General features: G+C 33.7%; 21 protein-coding genes. 13 read left to right on the forward strand and 8 right to left on the reverse strand.

Going from position 1 to position 24,352, the window contains the following annotated elements; genetic code table 11:
• Window position 1: 1 nt before the first annotated feature.
• Window positions 2-553, reverse strand: a complete 552-nt coding sequence (gene rfbC, locus ABWH96_RS00280; protein ID WP_375579547.1) for a dTDP-4-dehydrorhamnose 3,5-epimerase — start codon at window positions 551-553, stop codon at window positions 2-4.
• Between the two features lie 79 nt (window positions 554-632).
• On the opposite strand from rfbC, the gene ABWH96_RS00285 reads away from it, so the two are divergent.
• The 7 genes from ABWH96_RS00285 to ABWH96_RS00315 all read left to right on the forward strand — a co-directional run bounded on the left by ABWH96_RS00285 (window position 633) and on the right by ABWH96_RS00315 (window position 7,322).
• Window positions 633-1,298: a heme exporter protein CcmB gene (locus tag ABWH96_RS00285; RefSeq protein ID WP_375579548.1), complete on the forward strand. Its 666-nt coding sequence runs from the start codon at window positions 633-635 to the stop codon at window positions 1,296-1,298.
• Between the two features lie 102 nt (window positions 1,299-1,400).
• Entirely contained in the window at window positions 1,401-2,066 is a 666-nt protein-coding gene (ccsA, locus tag ABWH96_RS00290) for a cytochrome c biogenesis protein CcsA (protein WP_375579549.1), read from the forward strand.
• The gene (locus tag ABWH96_RS00295) at window positions 2,053-2,307 is read left to right on the forward strand and encodes a CcmD family protein (RefSeq protein WP_375579550.1); all 255 of its coding nucleotides are present in this window, start codon (window positions 2,053-2,055) and stop codon (window positions 2,305-2,307) included. Before ccsA (ABWH96_RS00290) ends, ABWH96_RS00295 begins: the two co-directional genes overlap by 14 nt.
• A gap of 50 nt (window positions 2,308-2,357) precedes the next feature.
• The gene (locus ABWH96_RS00300; protein ID WP_308350389.1) at window positions 2,358-2,759 is read left to right on the forward strand and encodes a cytochrome c maturation protein CcmE; all 402 of its coding nucleotides are present in this window, start codon (window positions 2,358-2,360) and stop codon (window positions 2,757-2,759) included.
• Window positions 2,760-2,774: 15 nt separating this feature from the next.
• A complete protein-coding gene (ccsA, locus tag ABWH96_RS00305) occupies window positions 2,775-5,306 on the forward strand; it encodes a cytochrome c biogenesis protein CcsA (protein WP_375579551.1) in 2,532 nt (843 codons plus the stop codon).
• A complete protein-coding gene (locus ABWH96_RS00310; protein WP_375579552.1) occupies window positions 5,303-6,088 on the forward strand; it encodes a Rossmann-like and DUF2520 domain-containing protein in 786 nt (261 codons plus the stop codon). The genes ccsA (ABWH96_RS00305) and ABWH96_RS00310 overlap by 4 nt, the downstream gene beginning before the upstream one ends.
• A gap of 379 nt (window positions 6,089-6,467) precedes the next feature.
• Window positions 6,468-7,322, forward strand: a complete 855-nt coding sequence (locus tag ABWH96_RS00315; RefSeq protein WP_375579553.1) for a geranylgeranylglycerol-phosphate geranylgeranyltransferase — start codon at window positions 6,468-6,470, stop codon at window positions 7,320-7,322.
• A 296-nt stretch (window positions 7,323-7,618) separates the two neighbouring features.
• On the opposite strand, the gene ABWH96_RS00320 is transcribed toward ABWH96_RS00315, so the two are convergent.
• The 3 genes from ABWH96_RS00320 to ABWH96_RS00330 all read right to left on the reverse strand — a co-directional run bounded on the left by ABWH96_RS00320 (window position 7,619) and on the right by ABWH96_RS00330 (window position 10,359).
• On the reverse strand, window positions 7,619-9,283 hold the full coding sequence (locus ABWH96_RS00320; RefSeq protein ID WP_375579554.1) for a hypothetical protein: 1,665 nt from the start codon (window positions 9,281-9,283) through the stop codon (window positions 7,619-7,621).
• A gap of 84 nt (window positions 9,284-9,367) precedes the next feature.
• On the reverse strand, window positions 9,368-10,132 hold the full coding sequence (locus tag ABWH96_RS00325; protein WP_375579555.1) for a M28 family peptidase: 765 nt from the start codon (window positions 10,130-10,132) through the stop codon (window positions 9,368-9,370).
• Window positions 10,133-10,140: 8 nt separating this feature from the next.
• Entirely contained in the window at window positions 10,141-10,359 is a 219-nt protein-coding gene (locus ABWH96_RS00330) for a hypothetical protein (RefSeq protein ID WP_375579556.1), read from the reverse strand.
• A gap of 362 nt (window positions 10,360-10,721) precedes the next feature.
• Between ABWH96_RS00330 and ABWH96_RS00335 the strand changes: the two genes are divergently transcribed.
• A complete protein-coding gene (locus ABWH96_RS00335; protein ID WP_375579557.1) occupies window positions 10,722-10,856 on the forward strand; it encodes a hypothetical protein in 135 nt (44 codons plus the stop codon).
• 82 nt (window positions 10,857-10,938) lie between these two features.
• Here the strand turns inward: ABWH96_RS00335 and ABWH96_RS00340 are convergent, their stop codons facing one another.
• From ABWH96_RS00340 to ABWH96_RS00350, 3 genes are all read right to left on the reverse strand, one after another.
• On the reverse strand, window positions 10,939-11,400 hold the full coding sequence (locus ABWH96_RS00340) for a MaoC family dehydratase (protein WP_375579558.1): 462 nt from the start codon (window positions 11,398-11,400) through the stop codon (window positions 10,939-10,941).
• A 146-nt stretch (window positions 11,401-11,546) separates the two neighbouring features.
• Window positions 11,547-12,269: an SIMPL domain-containing protein gene (locus tag ABWH96_RS00345; RefSeq protein ID WP_375579559.1), complete on the reverse strand. Its 723-nt coding sequence runs from the start codon at window positions 12,267-12,269 to the stop codon at window positions 11,547-11,549.
• Window positions 12,270-12,356: 87 nt separating this feature from the next.
• Window positions 12,357-13,361, reverse strand: coding sequence for a hypothetical protein (locus ABWH96_RS00350; protein ID WP_375579560.1), 1,005 nt, complete (start codon window positions 13,359-13,361; stop codon window positions 12,357-12,359).
• A 120-nt stretch (window positions 13,362-13,481) separates the two neighbouring features.
• Here ABWH96_RS00350 and ABWH96_RS00355 point away from each other — a divergent pair, with 120 nt between their 5' ends.
• The 5 genes from ABWH96_RS00355 (at window position 13,482) to ABWH96_RS00375 (ending at window position 19,277) form a co-directional block, all read left to right on the forward strand.
• Window positions 13,482-14,408 carry a M20/M25/M40 family metallo-hydrolase gene (locus ABWH96_RS00355; RefSeq protein ID WP_375579561.1) on the forward strand — a complete coding sequence of 309 codons (927 nt, stop codon included), beginning with the start codon at window positions 13,482-13,484 and terminating at the stop codon, window positions 14,406-14,408.
• A 69-nt stretch (window positions 14,409-14,477) separates the two neighbouring features.
• Entirely contained in the window at window positions 14,478-16,265 is a 1,788-nt protein-coding gene (locus tag ABWH96_RS00360) for a glycoside hydrolase family 15 protein (protein WP_375579562.1), read from the forward strand.
• Between the two features lie 63 nt (window positions 16,266-16,328).
• The gene (locus ABWH96_RS00365) at window positions 16,329-17,078 is read left to right on the forward strand and encodes a zinc-dependent peptidase (RefSeq protein WP_375579563.1); all 750 of its coding nucleotides are present in this window, start codon (window positions 16,329-16,331) and stop codon (window positions 17,076-17,078) included.
• Between the two features lie 268 nt (window positions 17,079-17,346).
• Window positions 17,347-17,898, forward strand: a complete 552-nt coding sequence (locus ABWH96_RS00370; RefSeq protein ID WP_375579564.1) for a hypothetical protein — start codon at window positions 17,347-17,349, stop codon at window positions 17,896-17,898.
• 233 nt (window positions 17,899-18,131) lie between these two features.
• Window positions 18,132-19,277: a PDZ domain-containing protein gene (locus ABWH96_RS00375; RefSeq protein WP_375579565.1), complete on the forward strand. Its 1,146-nt coding sequence runs from the start codon at window positions 18,132-18,134 to the stop codon at window positions 19,275-19,277.
• A 130-nt stretch (window positions 19,278-19,407) separates the two neighbouring features.
• Here the strand turns inward: ABWH96_RS00375 and ABWH96_RS00380 are convergent, their stop codons facing one another.
• Window positions 19,408-24,138: a CARDB domain-containing protein gene (locus ABWH96_RS00380; protein ID WP_375579566.1), complete on the reverse strand. Its 4,731-nt coding sequence runs from the start codon at window positions 24,136-24,138 to the stop codon at window positions 19,408-19,410.
• Window positions 24,139-24,352: the final 214 nt, after the last annotated feature.

Raw genomic sequence — 24,352 nt, forward strand, 5'->3', positions numbered from 1 at the left:
TTTAGAAAGGAGATTTAAAATCAGTAAATATTAGATTTTTCTGATCTTTTTCAGAAACAATTCTTTTTTCTACATCTATTTTCCAATCAATATTTAAAGAGGTGTCATCATACATGATGCCTCTTTCATTTTCTGGGCTGTAATAATTATCACATTTATAAAAGAATTCGGCTTCTTCACTAATTACCGCAATTCCATGAGCAAAGCCCCTAGGGATGTATAATTGCTCTTTATTATCTGCTGAAAGGTGTATTGAGAATGTTTTGCCATATGTAGGTTTGTCTTTTCTTAAATCAATCGCAATATCCAATACTTCGCCCTTCAAAACCCTAACTAATTTGGCTTGCGCCATTGGCGGTACTTGCATGTGCAATCCACGGATCACCCCATAAACTGAGCGTGATTGATTATCTTGAACGAATTCACATTGAATACCTGTAGCATCTTCGAATTTCTTTTGGTGGAAACTTTCAAAAAAATAGCCCCTTGCATCTTTAAAAACAGTAGGCTTAATGATGTATAAATCGTCAAATTCGGTTCGTGTAATATTCATGTTCAAGTTTTTATGCAAAAAAAACACAACATTCGGTTTTTACCATGTCTTATTAGGCTTTATCTATTAAATTTGCAGCGTGATAAAACAAGTGATATCCATTTTTGAAAAAGAAGTAAAATTAGAATGGCGAAATAAAACCGCCTTCAATGGAATATTACTGTATTTAGTAAGTACAATTTTCATCTGCTACCTTAGCTTCAATGTAAAAACAGGGCAGATGCAAACCGTTACTTGGAATGCACTTTTCTGGATTATCATTGTGTTTGCCAACATTAATGGTGTAGCTAAAAGTTTTTTACAAGAAGGCGAAGGAAGAATGCTGTATTATTACACATTATGTAAACCTCAAGTCATCCTGAGCGGAAAGCTTATTTTCAATGTATTGCTATCAGTTTTGATTGCTTTGATTGGCTTTTCAGTTTATGCACTTATTTTAGGAAATCCTGTATCGAATCATATTTATTTTCTATTGACGATATTATTTGCGTCAATTGGGTTTTCAGGCGTTTTGACTTTGGTTTCAGGAATTGTATCCAAAGCCAATAATAGTACAGCCTTGATGGCGGTGCTAAGTTTCCCAATTTTATTGCCCATTTTATTGATGTCAGTAAGGCTTTCTAAAAATGCAATAGATGGGATTGACATTAGCTTAATGAATGACAAACTGTTTACTTTAATATCCGTAGATGCAATTGTTATCACTACGGCATTTATATTATTTCCTTTTATCTGGAGAAATTAAATAGAGCCTATTAGGCAAATACAAGAGATGAACTTGTCTCTGCTTGATAATGAGTACCAAATAATAATTGTCTGTGAAATTTATTATTATTCTATATATGAAATGAGAAAAACTTGGTGGAAAATTATAGGGGTTGCGCTGGTGTTCTACACACTCATAGCTGGATTGTTGATGGATGCACCCCGATTAGCAATTTTAAATGAAACCATTCGTGCCATGCATTTTCATGTGCCCATGTGGTTCGGAATGGTCATCATGTTGACGGCTGCCGTTATTTTCTCAATCCGCTACCTAAGAACAGGCAATCAAAAATTTGATACTTACGCCATTGAGCTAGTAAACACCTCTATTCTTTTTGGAATATTAGGTTTGGCTACGGGTATGATTTGGGCAAACTATACCTGGGGTGCACCTTGGAGTGGAGACCCAAAACAAAATGCTTCAGCAATCGGGATGTTGATTTATTTTGCCTATATTCTTTTGAGAAATTCCATTACCGACCCACAGCAAAAAGCTAAAATAGGTGCAGTTTATAATATTTTTGCCTACGCCACCTTAATCCCATTATTATTTATTTTACCTAGACTCACCGATTCTTTACATCCCGGAAATGGAGGTAATCCAGGCTTTAATGCTTATGAACTGGATGGCAGATTAAGAATGGTGTTTTATCCAGCCGTAATCGGATGGACATTGCTAGGCGTTTGGCTAACGGAATTGAGAATTAGGTTATCATTTATAAAATCAAAGATTGATGAAGAAGATTAAATATATTTTGGTTTTCTCTTTACTGATGATGAGTTTAGGGCTTTCTGCTCAGAAAACTGAAATAGTAGAGGAAGACTATGCCAACGATAGAATTGAAATGGCAGATAGTATGAGAGCAGATGGAAAAATCTATGTCTTGGTTGCTATTATCGTGACACTTTTTGTTGGTTTCACACTTTACGCAATAATGACAGAGCGAAAAGTAAAAAAATTAGAAAAATCCTTAAAAGAGAGAGAATAAAGAATTTTTTGGGTAGTACCTTTGTTCCAATCGGAGAATAAATTTTAGTTATGAAGAAATCGTATATTTTTGGCATAATTGTAATCGCAGCCGCTATTATGATGATTGTTTCCACAGCAGGAGACGCCAGTTCCTATGTTACTTTCAATGACGCGCATGATATGGCATTGGATGGGAATAATACAAAAATCCATGTGGTGGGTGAATTAAAGAAAAGTGCAGAAGGTGAAATTATTGGTTTAAATCCTTCTGACGACAAATTATCTTTCACTTTCATGATGGTTGATGAAAATGGAATGGAACAAGAAGTATTTTACAATGAACCTATGCCAGCAGATTTTAAACGTTCAGAGCAAGTGGTGGTGATTGGATCATTCCAAAAAGGAACTTTTGTTGCGGATAAGATTTTAATGAAATGCCCGTCAAAATATCAAGAAGAAACTGTTATTTAATTTGATTCCAAAAATATGATACATACTACAATAGGTGACATTGGTCACCTTTTTGTTATTATAAGCTTTGTAGCTGCCCTCATTTCAATATTCAATTTCTACAAAGCAGAAAAAAGTCCATTACCCGAACTGCAAAAAGGCTGGTTAAAAAACGGGCAAATCACTTTTTTACTTCACGGATTAGCTGTTTTTGGCATTGTCATAACACTTTTCACTATCATTTCTAATCATTACTACGAGTACTTCTACGCATGGAGTCACTCATCTAGAGCGCTTCCAGTGGAATATATCATTTCCTCTTTCTGGGAAGGTCAGGAAGGGAGTTTCTTGTTATGGTTATTCTGGAATGTCCTTTTAGGTTTTATCATTTTATTAACCAATAAAAAATGGGCGCCATCTGTTATGCTGAGTTTTGCTGTAGTTCAAGCATTCCTTTCTTCCATGATACTGGGAGTAGTTATAGGCGATTTCAAAATCGGTAGTTCTCCATTCATTTTGTTGCGAGAAGCGATGGATGCACCTATTTTCAATATTAATCCTGACTATGTTCCAGAAGACGGAACAGGATTAAATCCATTATTGCAAAATTACTGGATGGTGATTCACCCACCAGTTTTATTCTTAGGATATGCTACCACTTTAATTCCTTTTGCTTATGCGATTGGTGGTTTATGGAAAAAAGATTTTAAAGGGTGGGTTAGACCTGCTTTGCCATGGGCGTTATTTTCTGCTGCTATTTTAGGAGTTGGAATTTTAATGGGTGGTTATTGGGCTTATGAAACTTTGAACTTTGAAGGTTTCTGGAACTGGGATCCAGTTGAAAATGCTTCATTAGTACCTTGGTTAGTTTTGGTGGCGAGCATCCACACCATGATTACCTACAAAAAGAGTGAAACGGCATTGAAAGCTTCCATTATTCTAGTTCTTTCAGTTTTTCTAATGGTTTTATATGCTACTTTCATGGTAAGAAGTGGAGTACTTGGAGAATCATCTGTACACTCATTCACTGATTTAGGCTTGTCAGGTCAATTGCTATTGTATTTATTGAGCTTCTTAATTGTTTCGATTGTTTTAGCAGTTGTTCGCTGGAAGCACATTCCTTCCACTGAAAAAGAAGTTTCTACCTATTCAAGAGAATTCTGGATATTTATGGGAGCTACTTTACTTTGCTTAATGGGCTTTCAAATTTTACTACCGACTTCAATTCCGGTTTACAATTCAATCATTCAATCATTTGGAGGAATCTCCAATTTAGCTCCTCCGGCTGACCAAGTAGAGTTTTACACCAAATGGCAAATGTGGTTTGCTGTAGGCTTAGCTATTTTATCAGGAACAGGCCAATTTTTCTGGTGGCAAAAAATGAAAAAGTCAGAAGTGAAAGAATCGCTTTTATTTCCAATTTTGATCACTTTAATGATTTCCGCTTTAATTATAGTATTGGCAGGGATGACCAATATTCCATATATTATTTTGGTGATTGCAGCGGTTTACACTATAGTGGCAAATGCTAAAATATTCTTCAAAATTGTTAAAAGTAACTATAAACTTTCCGGTGGTGCCATTGCACATATTGGCTTGGGTATGATGCTTTTGGGAATCTTATTTTCCACTGGTTATTCCAGAACTATTTCATTGAATGAAACAGGCTTATTATTAACTAATTCAGAAGAAGTAGAGGATAATTTTAATCAGGAAAATATTCCGCTTTTCATTAATGATCCTCAAACAATGGGAGAATATACGCTTACATATAGAGGGCGATTTTATGAGACTCATAGTGGAGGATATGTAAAAGCTTCTTATTTAGAAGATACACCCAATGAAAATTTTAAAATTGTGAAAAGAGAGATCCAAAGGGAAGATGAAAACTTAATAAAAGGGGATACTTTGGAGGTTTATGGCGCTAATCATTACTATAAAGTAGATTACCTACATGCTAGTGGCGATAAATTTTCACTTTTCCCTCGTGCTCAGATAAATGCTGATATGGGAGGATTGATTTCTTCACCTGACATCAAAAGAACACTTACCAAAGATTTATACACTCATGTATCCTCAGTACCTGACCCAACCCAAGAAATTGAATGGTCAGAAGCTAAGGAAATGGATGTTACCTTTGGCGAAAAGTTTTTCTTAAACGATTTTGTCACCGTTTTGGAAGATGTGAAAAGAGTGGAAGAAATTGAAGGTGAAAAATTGAAAGGAAATGATCTAGCTGTAAGAGCTACAATCAAGGTTTACGGAGATGGAGAAGATTATATCCTAAATCCATATTACCTAATTCGCGATAATATGGCTGGCAGAATATCTGATGAAAATAGAGAGATTGGTGTGAAACTGAATATTGAAAACATCAAGCCTGAATCCAATACTTTTACACTTTCAGTAAGAACTACTCAAAAAGATTATATCATTCTGAAAGCACTAGAAAAACCATTGATAAACCTCCTTTGGATTGGTACTTTGGTCTTGACTTTTGGTTTTGGAATGGCAATCTTCAGAAGGTATTCTGAATTTTATAAAATGAAGCGTAAAGGCTTAGAGTGAAAAATGCTGCTTACCATATCAGTTTTATAGGAGCAGGAAATGTTGCCTGGCATTTGGCACCTGCTCTTGAAAATGTTGGTCATTTTGTGAATGAAGTTTATTCGCCAGATGGGAAGTCAGCTAAAAAACTCGTTGGTAATTTATATAACGCCCAAGTTAAAGCAGATTTAGATTTTTCAGATAGCCCTTCACAAATTTTCATATTAGCAGTTCCAGATGATGCTATCCAACGTATTGCTCAAGAGATCAAACTTCCTGAACAGAGCTTGATGGTGCATACTTCAGGAAGCAAAGGTCTTGATGTAATGGAATATTCATCAGCAGCTGCAACAGGAGTTTTTTATCCTTTGCAGACATTTTCCAAAAGCAAAAAGCTTGATTTTGAAAGGATCCCTTTTTTGTTGGAAAGCGAAAACAAGGAGGCTTTAAAAATCCTTAATAATCTTGCAAAGTCATTAGGCAAAAATGTTCAAATAGTTTCTACTGCCCAAAGAAAACAAATGCATTTGGCGGCTGTATTTGCCTGTAACTTCACTAACCACATGATGAGCATTTCAGAAAAAATCATGAAAAATGCTCAACTAGATTTTGAGCTGCTTCATCCGCTGGTTTTAGAAACAATTGAGAAAGCATTAAAACATTCTCCCAAATCAGTGCAAACAGGCCCCGCTAAAAGAGGTGATTTGGAAACTTTGGATAAGCATATGGAAATGCTGCAAAGTGATGAGAATGTGCAGGAGATTTACAGATTGATTAGCCAGAATATTTTGGATAACCAGTAAGAATTATACCGTATTGAAAAATAACTAAGGTTATTTTACTATAACCACTAAGTGACACCAAGATTTTCACTAAGATCCACAGAGGTAAAAATAACCGAGGTTATTTTCTATTGTGTTCTCGTATGTTTGATTCTTGATTAGGTTAGGACATGCCATGGCAAAGAAATAAAGCTTTATGTAGTTTATTTAGTGACCTTTGTGAAGCCTCTGTGTCACTTAGTGGTTAAAGTAATAGTAGCCTTTGGCTACCTTTTGTTTTGTGGTGGGAATGTGCTACCGAAATTGAGAACATAATAATTTCCGAAAAATAAAAGTCACCCTATTAGGACAAAAGCAATTGATTGGTGAAATTTAAATCATAATCAGTTGAAGCTTTAAAATGACACAGCAGTTGCCTAAAAACTTTTCATTTCCCGGTTTTGTCAAGCTGATTCGTATTCAAAATCTGCTTATCATAGTGCTTACTCAATACCTTACGGCACTATTTTTACTGGATGGAATACACATCTTCAATCTTGAGCTTTTTCTTTTGAGTTTAAGTACTGTCTTTTTAGCAGCGGCTGGCTATATCATCAATGATTATTATGATGTAAAAATTGATTACATCAATAAACCCGAAAAAGTAATAGTCGGAAAAGTAATCAAACGAAGAGTAGTTCTTTTCTGGCATACTTTCCTGAATTTTTCGGCCATCATTATAGGATCATTTTTAGATTGGAAAATTGGAGCCATTCACTTTGGAGCAGCTTTTATGCTCTGGTTATATTCCAATCAATTAAAAAGATTGCCATTGATCGGAAATATAATAGTAGCAGGACTTACAGGTCTATCAATTTCAATAATTTCGCTTTACTTCGGACAAAAACCCATTTTAGTCCATACTTATGCACTTTTTGCTTTTGCTATTAGTCTTATTCGGGAAATTATAAAAGACATGGAAGATTGGAAAGGCGATGCCAATTTTGGTTGCAAAACGCTGCCAATTATTTGGGGAATTCGAAAGACAAAATTGCTTTTGTATATTCTTATTTCAGTTTTTTACTTCTTGATTTTTTATATGACTCAGTTTCTGGAAAATGATATTTTATATTTCTATTTCTCAGGATTGACGCTTTTTGTTATTTATTTTATTCACAAATTAAGTCTTGCGGATACTATTAAGCATTACCATTTTCTGAGCAACTTCTGTAAGGTCATCATGCTAAGTGGTATTTTAAGCATGTTGTTTTTTTAAGCTATAGTTCTCATTATAGATGTTTTAAGGTCTTTTTTTGACGAAATATAAGTTATTATTGAAACATTTGACATTCAAATTAAATCTTGCAATTTCTTTCATTCCTCTTTGCTATTATATAACAATACTTGACCGCAGGATAACAATACTTGACCGCAGGCGTCTTTGACGCAAAAAATGTCTCGCAAAACCTGTCCCGCACTTTAAGTCGGGAGTCGCTAAGCCGCAAAGTTTTCGCAAAGTAATTTTATTTCTCCATATAGGAGGATGGTGGTCTTAATGAAGATATAGGTAACCTAATCATCATTTCCAAAGCCCAATTTCTCCCAGAAGTTTTTATCCTCATCTTCCATTCTCTCTTTCGTTTCCTCGATCTCATCAATGCCAAAAGTAGCTTTAAATCCTGCCACTACACTTTTAGCCCAAAAGTTGAACATGGACTTCCGAGTATCTCTTTCATGTTCAAAACGACCGATTTCCATTTCATCTTCTTCTGATTTTGGATTATTTTGGGCTAAAACCCAATTGCCTACCTTGGTGACCGCTTTATCTAATAATTTTCCTTCTTCATCCTTAATTTCTGATTCAAGCTTCAAACCTGAATAATAAAATCTGAGCTCTCCTTTAGATTTTATATTATCCCCAGAAAAATCGAATTCAACCTTATCTGTTTTCCCTGATTTAACTTTTACGGGATAAATGTTTTGAATGAAATTATTAATTGGCGCAATCTCCATTTCGGATAAGCTACCTTCAATTTGAAAGGCTGAAGATTCTAAAGAATAATTCATAGTGGTTTCTAATTTACCTTTACCATAAAAATTACCAGAAGCTTCGATTGTAAGACTATTCCCTGTGTTTTTGATGCTATCTTTTACATTACTAATGTTGGTGATTTCCCCTTCAACATTATCAAAATGTAACTTTCCTGTCTTTTCCTTTCCCTTTGAAAGCTGTTCATACCCGATAAAAGAATCTTCAACTTTTACTTTTTTAATATAGATAGGAATATCTGATTTTCTTAATTCCTCCGTTAGAATTGGAACAAATCGGTCATCAGGAAGCTCATAATTTTTATCTTTATGAGCATATAAATTACCACCAACTAATGTAATTTCCTCTGCAAATACACCTTCAAGTTCCTTCCACTTCCAATCTGAAACAGTCAGGCTATCGGCTTTAATTTTAAGGTATGTCTTTTCAACTCCTTTTCTTTCAGCAAATCTCTTTTTACTGTATATTGGTTCAAAAACCGCATTCTTCAAACCAATACCTCCTTTACTAAAATTAATATTTACTAATTCAATTTTTGCTCTGTGAAAATCATCCTTTAATCGATAATCAACATTAAATAAAGATGCACCAAAACTAGCTGGAGAGAAATTCTCCAAAGAAAAGTTTTCATCTATCAATAAGCTGTCACAATCTATCTTTATTCCAGTAGTCAAAAGCCCAACCTTTTCATTAGGCTTATCATATAAAGCAATATTTCCTTCATTCAGATTTATGCTTTTAAGAAATAAGATGATTTGTTTTTCAGTTTTCTCCTTAGAATCCTTTATTCGTATTTTTTCAGTATCCATCGGTAGAAATGCTTCAGGATTTTTCAGATTCAAATATTTTATAGAGAGGCTATCCAAAGAGGTGAAATCAAAATAACTATTACCTATCTGGAATGAAATTTCGTCTAAAGTTAGACGTGCAATTGTATCTTCAGGTTTTTCTTTATCAACTAAAGAGAATTTTATATTTGTGATGTTAGCTGATTTATTGAGAAAATTTATGCTTAAATCCTCATAACTGAAAACTGCACTATCCTGAAGCTTGTTACTTATTTCCTTCTGAACAAGAGGTTGGATTTTGGGTTTTAAATTATACTTAAAGTAGAAAGTACCTACTATTATTCCAATGATTAGTAATAGTAAAATATATGCGAAGAACCATTTGAAAAATTTAAGCACAGTATCAAGTTAGTTAAAAAATAAGTTCCTTTTAACTAACTGATAAAATAGGTATAGGTTTATATTTTGATTTAACGCTCCCTATTATTCTTCATATATTACCTGCAATAAAGTTTGCCCTACAGCCTTTAAAGTTTCCTGTGAGATGATATCCATATTGTCCTTATGTGTATGGTGAAAATCAGGAAAGAAATCGCCTGAGGTTGGATCATGTGCAATAATGTCGATCATAGGGATTTTGCCCACTTCATTTACAAAATAATGGTCATCTGTGATACGGGCAACCTGGTTGTTGATGAAATAATTACCATATCCAATTTGATCAGCCGTATTCCATACTTTTTCCACTATACTAGGAGCATAGTTCATGGAATAACCCTCTTTATGAAACTGTGCGTTATTTCCGCCTACCATATCCAATAGGATTCCATAATATGCTGAATAACCCGGGACATGCTTATTTTTGCTCCAATGCTGCGAGCCTAAACACCACCATGTTTTAGATGGATCATTGCTGGCTAAACCTTGAGGTTCCCCATTATCCTCTCCATCAAAAAATATCACATCTATTCCTACATTAGGTTTGTTCTTTGCTTTTTGAATGGCATTAATGACTTCTAAAATCACACCTACTCCACTGCCACCGTCATTTGCGCCATCAATTGGTTCATCTTTTCTATTAGTATCTTTATCTGCTATTTTTCGAGTATCCCAGTGTGCAGCTAATAAAATGCGTTTCTTTTTTTCAGGCTGAATGGAAGCAATGATATTGGTTAAATCCCATACTTCCCCATCATAAGTGTCAGCTTCAAACTTTTGGGTTTGAACTTTAGCCCCAAAGCTTTCCAATTGATTGATTATATATTTTTCCGTTTCGGCATGAGCTGCTGTATTCGGTACTCTGGCAGAAAGTCCACTTGTGATTGAATATATTGATAAGCATTTCCTCCATTAAAAGAGGGAACTTGTAAGTCCTTTTTTTTGGATTCTTCAGGAGTTTCTTTACTCTTATCTTTAGAAGAGTCACAAGAAATGACCATTAAGGCAATAAATATAAATGAGATGAAGTTTTTCATATGAGTATTTTTTCAAAAATAAGGATTTAGAAAGTTTTGATTTAAATTTTTTCTCTAAAAATTAAATTTATCCTGCAATTAACAATTAAATAACATATGCTTTGATGTATTATTTTATGCGCAAAAGTAAACTTTATTAATGTAGCGACAGTTAAAAACCTAAACTTACAGGTAAAACTACAAGTGCTGAAATTTTAATCTTAAGATTTCTACCTTTTAATGATATTTTTACACCGTTTATCGATTTTAGTTCCCAGCAGAGGTAATAAATGGAAGGAAGTAACAAAACAAGCAATCCGTCTTTTTTATCTATAAATATCAACCTAAATTTGTCGTATAAATAATTTAAAAAAAAGAGCCGTATGAAAAAATCTATAAAAATATTCGCAGCAATATCAGGTTTAATACTTTTTGCTTCAGCATGTGCACAGAGAACTTGTCCAACTTATGCATCTGAAGAAGTGAAAAAAGACAGCAACATTGAAGCTACTGTCTAATTTTTGATATTGGAATTATCCCTATTATTAAAATAGGCACTTAAAGTTTAATAAATTCTTTAAGAACTTTGAATATCAAATATTAATTGAAATGATATAGGAATATGAGAGATGCTGTATATGCATGTTTCTTCTCATCTTTAATTTCCATCACTATATCAATTTGTGCTTTGCTAACCCCTCTTAAATCCACTATTGAATTTAAACTTGCTTTCAATCTAACCGAAGAACCAACCTTCACCGCCTGATTGAATTTCATTTTCTCAATTCCATAGTTAATCATCATTTTCAGATTTGTGACATTTGCAATTTGCTCCCATAAATAAGGTGCTAATGAAAGTGTCAAATATCCATGTGCAATGGTACCTCCGAAAGGACTTTTAGCAGCTCTTTCTTCATCTAGATGAATCCATTGGTGGTCTAGAGTGGCATCTGCAAATTGATTTACTTGCTTTTGGTCGATGGTATGCCAATCAGATACGCCTAATTCTTGTCCTTCATAGGCTTTAAAATCTTCATAGCTACTGATTTCAATTGGTTGCATAGTATAGGTCTTTTATATAGATTCTAAAGTTTTATTAGTAAAAATCTCCATGTAGTGCTATCTATTAGACAATAACTCAAGTATTTCTAATTATTGCCTAATAGACACAAATTAAATCAGCTGCAATATATAAGCTTATTTACAATTTACTGAATCAAAAAGACAATATGTACCTCTGCTTTTAATTTGATATTCTTAAAATCTAGGTCAGATTCCATTGAAGCACTTTCATCAGCCGATACTGACATCATGCGGTTGTTTTGATAGGATTTGTAATGAATGGGTTGAAAATTCTGCTGATTTTCAGACACCTCTAAGACTTTTCCTACCTTTTCATCTAAAGGTTTTAACAATGCTTCTGCTTTAGCTTTAGCATTTTTTACTGCCTCCACTTGTAAATCTTGATTAAGTTCATTTATACGAGAATGTGTATATTGGCTTACTCGCACATATTCGATTGCCTTCGGATCAATTTTAGAAAGAATTACATTTAATTTTTTCGCATCTGGCAATTTAAGCTGGAATTGCTTCCTTGCCATAAAATCTTTATTTTCATTCTTTTTATTCCAGCTGTAGTTATAACCATATACATTTTCAACGGTTAAGCTTTCCTTATCTATTCCAGCTTTTTCAACTGAATTAACCAATTGATTTTCCAACTCATTCATTTCGAATTTGCTGCCTGTTTTCAATTGATATTCCTTCAATGAAATAGTAAAATAAATAATATCAGGCTGGATTTCTTTTTCCGCTTCTCCACTAACAGAAATAGTTCTTTGACTTATATCAGATGGTTTCTCTTGAGCTCGCAATTCGGTCACAAAGGAAATCAATAGAATAGCGAGAATAAATACATTAAGCTTTTTCATATTCAATTTTATTAAGTTTTATTAGTAAAACTATGTTATCAAATGTCGTGCCTTTTAAGCTATTTTAATGTCCCATAAAAGAAAGAATTACTTCTTCAATTTAGACTTTAGATTTTCTACATGGTTAATTAGTGCTTCTTGCCAAGTTTTGCCTGCATCCCAACTTTCGCCCAAATATATATCTTTGGTATAAAGTTGTTGTACATAATATTTATGAACATGCTCATCTATTCGGTATTTCATTACCTTATCATTCTCACCATTTCTTACCGAAATCAATATCGTCTCGCCCTCTGATAAGTCATAACCCAACATTCTGCGCAAGCTTTCACCATTATTTTGCAGTTTTTTGAGCACCATCAAATAACCTTCACTTATCATTTCTTCTGTACTCATTTCAGGGTCAACTAAGCCGTATTTGAAAGGATAATGCTCCTTCATAATTGAATCTAATTCGGCATTTGCTTTTTCCACATCTACATCAAGCATAATATTATCTTCAAATTTGGGGACTGCCAGCTTATCTATTCTGATATCATGATTAAAATTGGCTACCCTTCGAGATTTGATGACATTTGTCCGCTTGAAAGTCTCAGGTACGTCAATGATGAGAAAATTTTCTCTTTCCAAATCTGATTTATTCACTAATATCTCTAAATCGGCACCTAATTCTTGTAATGAAGGAGCTTGCATAAAAAACGCTTGCATTCCCTTTTGAAAGAAGCCACCTTCCTCTGGTATTTTAGTGGCATAAAGCTCAAATCCATTTTCGGCTTGATGGACAATCAGCATGTTTTCTATGCTCCTTTCAGTGATATCAGAATAAAAAGCAGTGGTGGCATCTTCCCCGGACATAATATCGGATAAAGCATAATAAGCAACTGCATCCACTCCAATTTCTATAAAACTATCATGGATCTTTTGCGCTTCTTCATCCCATTTCAATGAATTAACATTCATGAAAACAACAGCCCTTTTGCTTAGGAGGTCTTCGGGTAATTGCTTGCTTTTATTTAAAAAAGGAAATGGCTCCTGAGAAAAGCCTGTTAGGCTTAAAAAAATCAATAAAACAGAAAAGATATAGTGTTTCATAAAAGTAAATTCGCAGGAAATTTAAAGATTTTTGGATAATCGGCTGAATCTTAACGTCATTATCTATAAATTTATTCTTTGTCACTCAAAATGAAACAACAAAACAGAACCTTATTTAAGATGAAGTCATTGAAATTTAGCCTTATTTTTATTGCGATGCTGATTACGCAGCAAAGCATTGCCCAAAAAGATTCCACTTTAGTTTTTCCTGATTCCGCCAAGGTAATGAATGATTTATATTTCTTGGCATCGGATTCCTTACAAGGCAGAAAAACGAATACCAATGGAAATGAAATAGCAAGAAGTTATATTATCCAAAGACTACAAAAGTTAGGGGTTTCGGCCTATGTGCAGGATTATACCCAGTCCTTTACTTTTGGGAAAGACACTATACCCGCAGTGAATATTCTAGGATTTATAGAAGGATTTACCGGTGAAGACTTCATTGTGCTTTCTGCGCATTACGACCATGTTGGCATGAAAGACAGTACCAAAATCTTTAATGGTGCTGATGATAATGCCAGTGGAGTGTCAGCTCTTTTGTCTTTAGCTGAATATTTCAGAGAAAACCAGCCCGAAAATAATTTACTTTTCGCCTTTTTTGATGCAGAAGAAATGGGATTGCAGGGGGCAAAGCACTTTATGCAATCTGTGGTAGTGGATACTAGCAAAATTAAAATGAATGTTAACTTAGATATGGTAAGCCGTGGTGATAAAAATGAATTATATGCAGTAGGCACGTATTTCACACCTTTTTTAAAACCTTTGATAACCGAAGCCGCAAAAGACAAAAGTATTAAGTTATTATTTGGCAGGGATGAACCAAAGAAAAAACCCAATTGGGTCACAGCTTCAGATCACGCTCCTTTTCATAAGGCTGAAATCCCATTTGTTTATTTTGGGGTAGACGACCATGAAGATTATCATAAAATCACAGACACAGCTGATAAAATTAATCCTGATTTCTATTTGGAAGCCATTCACCTGATAAAAGATGCAATTGAAAATTTCGATGCCAATTTGGGTGAAATTGTTTATGGCAAATGATGTTTTAGGGCATTTTACTTTTTTCCCATCTAATTATTTTAAAAATTTAAGACTTTAAGAAATAAGAATATGCAAGAAAGACATACCTACAACCTCGGAATGATTGGAAACTGCGCTTATTTGGCGTTGATTGGCAAAGATACCGACATCAAATGGATGTGTATGCCCCGATTTGACAGCTCCTTTATTTTCGGTAGTTTAATTGGAGGGGAAAAAGGCGGGGAATTTTCTATTAAACCTACTTCAGAAAATTACAAAATAAACCAAGCCTATATACCGAACACAAATGTTCTGGAAACAACGGTTGAAACCGATGAATTTGCTTATAAGATCACTGATTGTGCTCCACGATTCCGTCAATTTGACCGCTATTACCGTCCGCAAATGCTCATTAGAAAAATTGAGCCTTTACGTGGATTGCCGCAATTGCGAGTAGTCTGTAATCCTGTAGGAGATTATGGACAGAAGAAATTGACCCGAGAAAGAGGTAGCAGCCATATTCGCTATTTTGGCTTGCCTGAAACCTTGAGGCTTACGACTAATATTCCTATTAATATGTTAATGGACAGCAGTCCTTTTGTGCTGACCAAAACCCGTTATATGGTGATGACCTATGGTGCGCCATTAGAAGCTGAATTACAAGAAACAGCAGAAAATTTCATTAATAAAACTGTTTTCTACTGGCAAAATTGGGTGAAGTCTACCAGTATAGGTCAACATTATCAGGAAGAGGTGATTCGCTCCTCTTTAGCATTAAAAATTCATCAATATGAAGATACGGGAGGTATAATTGCTTCACCTACTATGTCATTGCCAGAATCTCCAGGAAGCACCCGAAACTGGGATTATCGCTATTGTTGGATGCGTGATACTTATTATACACTTACCGCTTTTAACAATATTGGGCACTTTGAAGAGATGGAAAATTATTTTCTTTATTTGACCAATATTCCAATGAGGGGGAAGCAAAGAGTACAGCCACTTTATAATTTGGTTGGTGAAGAAACCATAATCGAAAAAGAATTGGATTTGCCTGGCTATATGGGAAATCTGCCCGTTAGAGTGGGAAATGATGCTTATACCCATATTCAAAATGACGTTTATGGGCAAATATTATTGGCTATTTTGCCACTTTATACGGATAAGCGATTTGCTAATATGGAGAAATCGCAATCGTCTTATTTGCTGAAAACCATTTTGGAAAAAATTGAATTCACCATGGATGAAGCTGATGCTGGGCTGTGGGAATTCAGAAACTTAAAGCAAAAGCATGCTTATACTCATCTTTTTCAATGGGCAGGAAGTCACGCGGCCATGAAAATAGCCAAAGAAATTGGGGAGCTTGAATTGGGAAGAAAAGCGGAGAAGTTATTAAAACAAGCAGCTACGCACCTGGAGAAATGCTATGCGCCAAACCGTAAGGCTTATGCACAAGCTGAAGGTGTGGATAGAATGGATGCCAGTACATTGCAGCTCATTATGATGAATTATATTCCACATGATAGCCAAAAAGCTAAAGATCATTTAAAAGCTTTGGAGGAAGATTTGAGAGTGGGCAAAGGACTGTTTTACCGCTACAAACATGCAGATGATTTCGGTGAGCCAGAAACTACTTTCTTGATTTGTGCATTTTGGTATGTAGAAGCACTTGCTTGCGTGGGAAGAACCGAAGAAGCTATGGAAGCATTTGAAGAAGTGATAGGTTATTCAAACCATGTGGGCTTATTAAGTGAGGATGTAAAATCATCTGATGGTTCTATGTGGGGAAATTTTCCCCAAGCCTATAGCCATGTTGGTTTGGTAAATGCCGCATATAGAATCAATAATAAGTTGGATAAACCTGATTTTCTGCCTTAAGTTTTGGTTGATAATATATTTTTAGCAATTGCTTTATCATTTCCATTATTGATTGTCCTTCTAATGTTGAAGGCAGTAAGGGATGTGATAAAAGCAACCTTAAACTATTTCGGTATTTTCGGCCGAGGCCGTCTTAATCAGGAGCAAGTAAGGAAGGTGAAAAAATATTCTCCATATTTTAGGCAACTCAAATTGAAACATCAGAAAAAGTTTATTTGGCGTGTGAGCCAGTTCATAACTGCTAAAAAGTTTGTTTATAGAGGGATGGAGGAAGTAACAGAAGAAATGAAAGTAGTGGTGGCTGCTTTGTCTGTTCAAATAACTTTTGGGCTTCCTCGCATTTACCTATCACATTTTAAAAAAATTCTAATTTACCCTGATAATTATTATTCAACTATAAACAATCAATATCATAAAGGCGAGGTGAATCCTCGATTTGGGATTATAGTCCTGTCATGGAAGAACCTAGTAGAAGGTATAGCAAATGAATCGGATGGCGTGAATTTAGGCATACATGAATTAGCCCATGCCATCCATCTTGAAAACAGGATTTCCAATCACGAATACGGTTTTATAGATTCTAAACTTTGGAAGAAATATTATGATTTGGCCGAATATGAAATGTTTAAAATAAAAGAAGGAGATACTTCTTTGTTTAGATCGGCAGCAGCCATCGATCATCATGAATTTTTTGCGGTGCTTCTTGAAAATTTCTTTGAAAGACCCAAAGCTTTGAAAGCCTATAGTCCTAATCTCTATCGAAAAACTACTTTGCTTTTAAAGCAGGATCCACTGAAAATTCTTATGAAATGAGCATAAATTTTTAGAATTCTCAACATACCAACCGAGGATAGCTTGCCTGCCTCTGGCAGGAATAAAATTTATTGAATTCCATCCCGATAAATACGGGACAAGTTGTGACCATTTAAAGAAAACACTATACACATGAATAGCTAATTAATTTAACAAAAGTGAATAGTAAAGACAGGATAAAAATTGATCATAGAGGTTGGTCTGGAACCATTCTGAATACTATATTCAATAGTTTAAACGTTAAGAATTAGTATCAACCGACCAATCTGTGAAAAGGACATTAATATTAATACTATTCGTAATTGCACCCTTCTTTAATACTGTGGCTCAACAATCTCCTAGTTTTTTACATAAAAACAGCCTTCAGTTAGAATTAGGAGGACATGGGCTTATTTATTCATTTAATTATGAACGTATCTTAGTTGATAAAGGAAAACATAAAACAGCAGGACAAATTGGGATAGCTTACTATCCAGCTTCAGTTGGCTTTAGAGATTTTTGGATGCCCGTTGGTATAAATCAAATTTATAATTTCACTTCATCTCATCACTTTGAGGCTGGATTAGGTATGGTTTTAATTAGGGAAGCTCTAAGAAATGAAGATAATGAGGCAGTAAACTGGTTTTGGGATGCATTTATCTCTGCTCGTTTAGGATATCGTTACCAAAAACCGAATGGTCGCTATTTATTTAGAGTAGGTTTGACACCCGTTTTAGAGACTTATTTATTTAGGGAAATAGTTCCAAAACCCACTTTTGGAAGGAGGATTAGTTCGGACTTCCATTTTCTGGCTGGGGTAAGTGTTGGTTATAGTTTTTGAGGCGATAAGCTTAGCTATTTTTATTCACGAGAATTCATCACTTAATATTTTGTTTATTTCATGAGTATGAATAGTTTTAATCAAAGTTTGATTAAACTGTTTTCACTTTAAATATCCTTTCAAAACGAACCATAATTACAAGATTTTAGTAAAAAATGATAAAAAAAAGTCTTAAAATTTTTTCGATTTCATTCGCAGTCTTGCTACTTCTATTCATTTCATTTTTCTACTTGATGTATTCTAATTTTGAAAAGTTAGGACATGCTGATATAGTGAATGAAAATCATAATGATACAATTCCCTTTTACTATTCAAATTCAGGGCATATTTTAATAGATGTAAGCCTAGAAGACAATACGACTACATATCCTTTTATTCTAGATAGTGGGGCAAGTAATATAATCTTTAATAAGGAAAATTCAGATATTGAACTAGAGAATAATGGTTTTTCATTTGGAATAGGTGCAAGTAGAAATCTCTTCTGGTCAAGAATAAAGAAGCTGGATAAGATTCAACTGGGAAGTTTGACTTTTGAGAACATTCATCTAAAGTCTGTAGATAATAATGCAGAATGTTTTGAAGCTTATGGTTTAATAGGTACTGGAATTATGCGCCATCTTGATTGGCAAATCGATTTTGAAAAGAGCGTGATCATTGTTTCTGATGAAATCAATAAGGATTCTATTTCTCCAAATGCGTTGAAATTCAAACTTTCGGAAAACTCTTTTGGACATCAATTGAGAATACCTATTAAATTATCTGAATCAGGACAAATAATAAGCCCTTTAGTTGATTTGGGTAGTAATTCAAATTTGAGTATTGAAGAGAAATATATTATTGAAGATTCATTATCATTTGATTCAAAAAGGTATTATGGTAGTGGTGCTTCTGGTTTAGGCGATGCTGAAGATGAGAAATTTGAAGGAAGGGTTTACCTAATTGACACGCTCAGTTTTGTGGGTTCGGGTCATAGTATAAATAATTTCCCAATTACCGCAGAATCTAATAGTTTAAATTTATTGGGTCTAGGGTTTCTCAAAAACTACAAAACTACCATCAGCTGGAAAGATGATTTACTTTTACTTGAGCCTAATGATTCTGTTCAGAATTTCATTGGTAAAACTGCTGGGATGGGAACTCGTTTTGTTAAGAAGCATAAAAAAATAATGATCAGTTCATTAACGGAAGATACTCCTGCTACTAAATCGAACTTATCAATAGGAGATGAAATTTTATCAGTAAATGGCTTAAGCGCATTTAATGAGCAAGAATACTGTGATATGCGAAATTCTATTTCTGGGAAAGATACTTTTATGATAGAAGTAAAGCATCAAGATACTATTAGAAATCTGCAGATTATAAAACAAGCTGTATTTTAAGGATTTCTAGTAGATAGAACTTCCGTACATTTTACAAGCAATAGCTGTCCAGTTCGTAAATTCAATTATTTCTTTCCTCTCCGCTGGAGCTAGCATATAGCTCCTGTCAATTATTAGCAGTAATTTAAGCTTACTTCTTAATTACTTTTTTATAAACCATTTTGCCTTGATACTCAATAACCAATAGATAAACGCCAGCACTAATATCACCCAAATTTTGGAAGCCAGTTTCTTCATGATATGCTTTAATTAATTTTCCATATTGATTATAAAGTATAGCATCATCAAAGTCACCTATTATACTTATATGATTCCCGAATGGATTAGGATATATATTATATTCTGGAATTAGCTCCTCTTTGTTGGAGGTGATTTCAGACTCAGTAAATACTGTGAAATCATCTGAAATTGTCGCAGAATAATTACTCATATATTTTGTAATGTAACTAAGCTCAAATAAATATTCACCATCCTCAAGAGTTGAGGCAAAGGATAATGGAATATTAATACTGATTGAACCAGATTTTTGAATGGTTAAGTCTTTAGTAATTATTGTGTCAGATAATATTTTATCCTTTTTTAATAAGCTCAATTTGAAATCAGTTTGAAGCAATCGGATTATATCATGGTTGTTCCCTGAAACCTTTATTTCGCAGTCAATTTCATTTGTATTACTAGATATTTCTTTAGGGATTATTATTTCTAAAAGCTCAATTGATGGATCATTTACCCTAAAATTAATAGCAGATTTCTTACTATAAATATCAATTGGGTGTTTTAATTCAACAACCAATTTATAGTCGCCAGGATTAAGATCAGAAGTAAGCTTATCTTTTAAGTCAATAGACATTTGAAATTCTTCAGTGCCTGATCTTGGAATATTTAGGGTAAAACCCTCTTCCTTGTGAATTAAGGTGTCATTTTCTTTAATAAGATAGCTTATTAATTTGATGTTTTGGTTTTTGATCGAATCTTCATTATTAGCACTTATACTAAAGCTAAAATTCATCGAATCAGAAATTACAGAAAGCTCGTCATTAAGACTTAGGTTATTTATTGAAAGTCCTTTGTTTTTAACTCTAAAGGTAGTCTCAACCAATTGTTGGTTAGATTTATTATGATGATAAGGACTAAAATATGTAATAAGCTTATAGTCTCCCAACTCCAGATTGGTATCTAAATTTAAAGTATATGAATATGTTTTGGATTCCTCATTTCCTATATCAATACTATTCTGATGATTTTGTATAGTAATCGTATCAGTCCCTTTTATTAATTTATGTTCATAATATACTTTGAAATCTGCCAATCTATCATTACTTCCAATCAATTGGAATTTCAATGGAATTTGCAACGCATTTTCCAAGAGCTCCTGTTCAAGTTGCACCTTATTTAAGTTTATACCAGCATCTAATATTTCGATAGGAAATGCATTGCTTTGAACAAAGCCATTGGTGTACTGAGAAGAGTAATTTACTTTTACATCATACATCCCAGCATCTAGAAATGAATCCAATAAGAGAGTTTTATCCAAATCTTCAAATGTATTAAAATCAAGCATCTCAGAATAGAAAAAACTAAGAGAATCAGTACTTTCTTTTGAAATCAGATCTATTCTAAAATCAAATGATACTAATTCATCAGGGAAAACACTTGAATATTTATCTATATCGAAAGCCATATTGAGCTGGCTCATTTTATTGTAGTAAGTGAAAACAGAATCTTTTTTCACCATAAAATCATAATCATATTGATTAAGGGATGTACTTGAAGAATTGATTTCCATTTGATATAGGTCATCCTGCTCATTTATGACCAAAGAGTACCATTTTTCATGATCTATTGTGATGTCTTCATCATCGAAAAAGAATAAATACTCACCAGACTCAAAATTCTTGATTTCAAAATGGTTATCTTCAGTATAAGAAGTTCTGATAACACTACTATCTGCAGCGTTTGCTATTATTACTCTAGTTTCATTAAAACTAAAGTTGTCATCATCGAAATTGAATAACACCTTTCTATTACCATTTAATACTTGAGAGGGGTCATTTACAAGATTAATTTGATGCTCAGTATCAGTTGTTAGTGTTTGAATGTCATCGTCTGAAAAATAGTATTTCTGATTCTGAAAACTTGGTATTAAATGTGGATAACTCTCCTTTTGAGGTACAACTCTAATAACATAATCGCATGTGGGTGTGTAAAAACTGGCAGATCCATCTTGCGAAACTGTTTTTTCCTCAAAAAGTACAGCTTGTCCCGATCCGTTTATTTTATATAATTGGATTACTCCTGATGTCACGGGTGATTGCTGTGAATCTAATGCAAAAGCTTTAATGTTATAATGTGGTTCAATCACATTAAAAGTTCTAGCTGATCCTGGAACTTCAGTATTTTGATAGGGAGTAGAAAAATATAATTCAACTTCATATTCTCCTATATCTAATAGGCTTGTTAAATGAAGTGAATTTTTAATGTTTAAGGTGTCATTCTCGTTAAGGGCTAAGTTTTTCTCAAAAGCAAGTGAATCAAGGATTACATCATTTTGCTTGATGTAGCAATAAAAAAATGCATCTGAAATAGCAATACTATTGTGTTTGTAGAAATTAGATAATCTGTATTGAATCGATAAATTATCTTCATCGGCTTCCATATCCCGAGTTTCTAGATCAAATGCAGCTATTTCCATTTTTAGGTCTTGAATGTCTACTTCTCCATTTTCATCAATTGTTAAATTTACAATGTCAGTAGATTCGTCTACATTCACATTTGCTGTGATATCATTTGATGCTAAGATATCCCCGTCATCAAAATACACATCATAATCTCCATTCTCCACATTTGAGAAAGAGAATGCTCCACTGGCATCTGTGTAAGTAAAAGCTACTACTGAATTTTCTTGGGTTAAATAAACTGGAGTTTCATCAAAGGAAGCGCTGGCTGTTTGACTGTAAGTCATCCTTCCTGTGGCGGTTCCTGCCACTACATTTCCTTCAATTATTTTGCTTCCGCTTAGGGCATTTGGATCTACATAAATCGGTTCAATTTGTATGGTGGCATCCGAATAAATTTCTGTGAAACTAGTCTCTTCTAATTTGAATGTATTACCCGAAACCGTTCTGATGTAATTAGGAAATTCATTTTTGTCAGGCACTACAAAAAACATATAGTTTCCTGCGCTTTGTTGAAAGCTTACCGTTCCTACTCCATTATTCTCTTCAATGTTTTTACTGCTTATAAAATTGATAGCACCATCTGGCGTTTTTTCATAAAAGTAAACTATACCCTCATTGATAATATCTCCATTTTGCCCTACTATTTCTACCTCTATGTTATATTCTGAGGCTATAATTTCAATCTCACTTATGAAGGGGCCTGCACTACCGTCTTTATTGTCTAAATTAATATTGGTTGTAACATTATATATTCCAGCGGTAACACTTGGTCTGTTTGGAAGACTTAGATTTAGTTCATCAGTTCCATATTCATACATATAAATACCTTTTCTTACGCTATAATTCTCTGTGATTTGACCATCTAAGGACTCCAAAGTTATATCGATAGTAGCGGATTCATAAATTGAATTCTCATTAGGATTTTCAATCTCTATGGTAATTGGTATTTCAGTGTCTTCAGTTTCTACAGGACTGTCGAGGTAAACATCTGAGATATTGAAATTATAATTGTAAGTGGGTTTACTTCCAATATATATTTCTACTTCACTTATGTATGGGTATTTTGGGTCGTTGTTTCCGATGTAAATATAATTACCATGTATTTCATACTCTTCAATATTCACGTACTCCGATGTGCTTTCACCTGCTTTTATTCCTTGCCCATAATAATTTATAGTGTTATAGCCCATTCCACCTGAATAGGACGATACATAGTAATCCAAATAAGTTACGTCAGTTGACCCGGTATTTTCAATTTCAAATGATATACTGACACCGTACTCAGTCCATTGAAAATCTACAAAATGCTCAGGTATTATTAGGGATGCATTGGAGGAAGCAACCTCTATATTACCTGCTTGATAAACATTATTTGCTTCATCGATTTCTTGTATGATATCGTAGCTATCAACCTTTAAAAAAACGTAATATTCACCTGGAGTTATGTTAAAAGGGATTTCAAAATCATTTAATAAAAAGTCAGTCAGCTCATTTTGATAATCAAATCTTAAATATTCAGCCCTCTCTAATTGTAAATCTTCCTCATCAAATACCATATCGTCTGATAAGTATGCTTCAACATATACCCCTCTTATAGTTGAACCAGGATTAGATGCATCCACATTCAGCGCTAACTCTTTTCCTTGCACATGATTTGATGCATTATTTAAACTAAAATTATTTAAAAGGATGTCAGCAGTAGAAGCTGTCACCTCAGTCACACCTGCTTGATATTTATTATTTGAGGGATTTACATCAATAAAATTATATGCATTTGGGTCAATAATAACATTAACATAATATGAACCTACTTCTTTATCCAAATCATCTAAATATTCTGATCCACCTATTTCAAACTGCATGGTGACTGTTTCATCAGCGTCTAGAGCTGGAAAATAGTCTGACGTGAAGAAACTAGAGTAGTCTGAAGCATCATTACCAAAATAAATTTTCAAAACTCCTTTACTGGAAGAAATAACGCCTATATTCTTAATACTAACACTATAGGTAAAAGCTGAATGCTTATGATAGCTGGCTTCAATGGTCATGGATTCAATAATTAAATCCTGGCTAAAAGCTGGAAATGCTAACAAAAAGATAAGGATTGGAAGAAGTATTAATTTTCTCATGATAAATTGTAAAAAACCTAAGTTTAAAACTACAAAGAATAATTCTATTGGCATATATGAAGTAAGTTTAAATAACAATTTGAAGGAGTTTATCGACTAATGTTGTAATTATATCTATGAAATTGAAAAGCATCTCTATAAAATATAAAAAAGTCATCAACTCAATTTTAAACAGCCCTCATAGCTTTCGTTGTATCTACTCAATTGGAACCTTAAGTGCAGTCTTTAATAAGTTGAAATTGGAATAATTAAAAAACTAATCTTATTC

The sequence above is a fragment of the Marivirga tractuosa genome (assembly GCF_042140215.1).
Classification (GTDB): domain Bacteria; phylum Bacteroidota; class Bacteroidia; order Cytophagales; family Cyclobacteriaceae; genus Marivirga; species Marivirga tractuosa_A.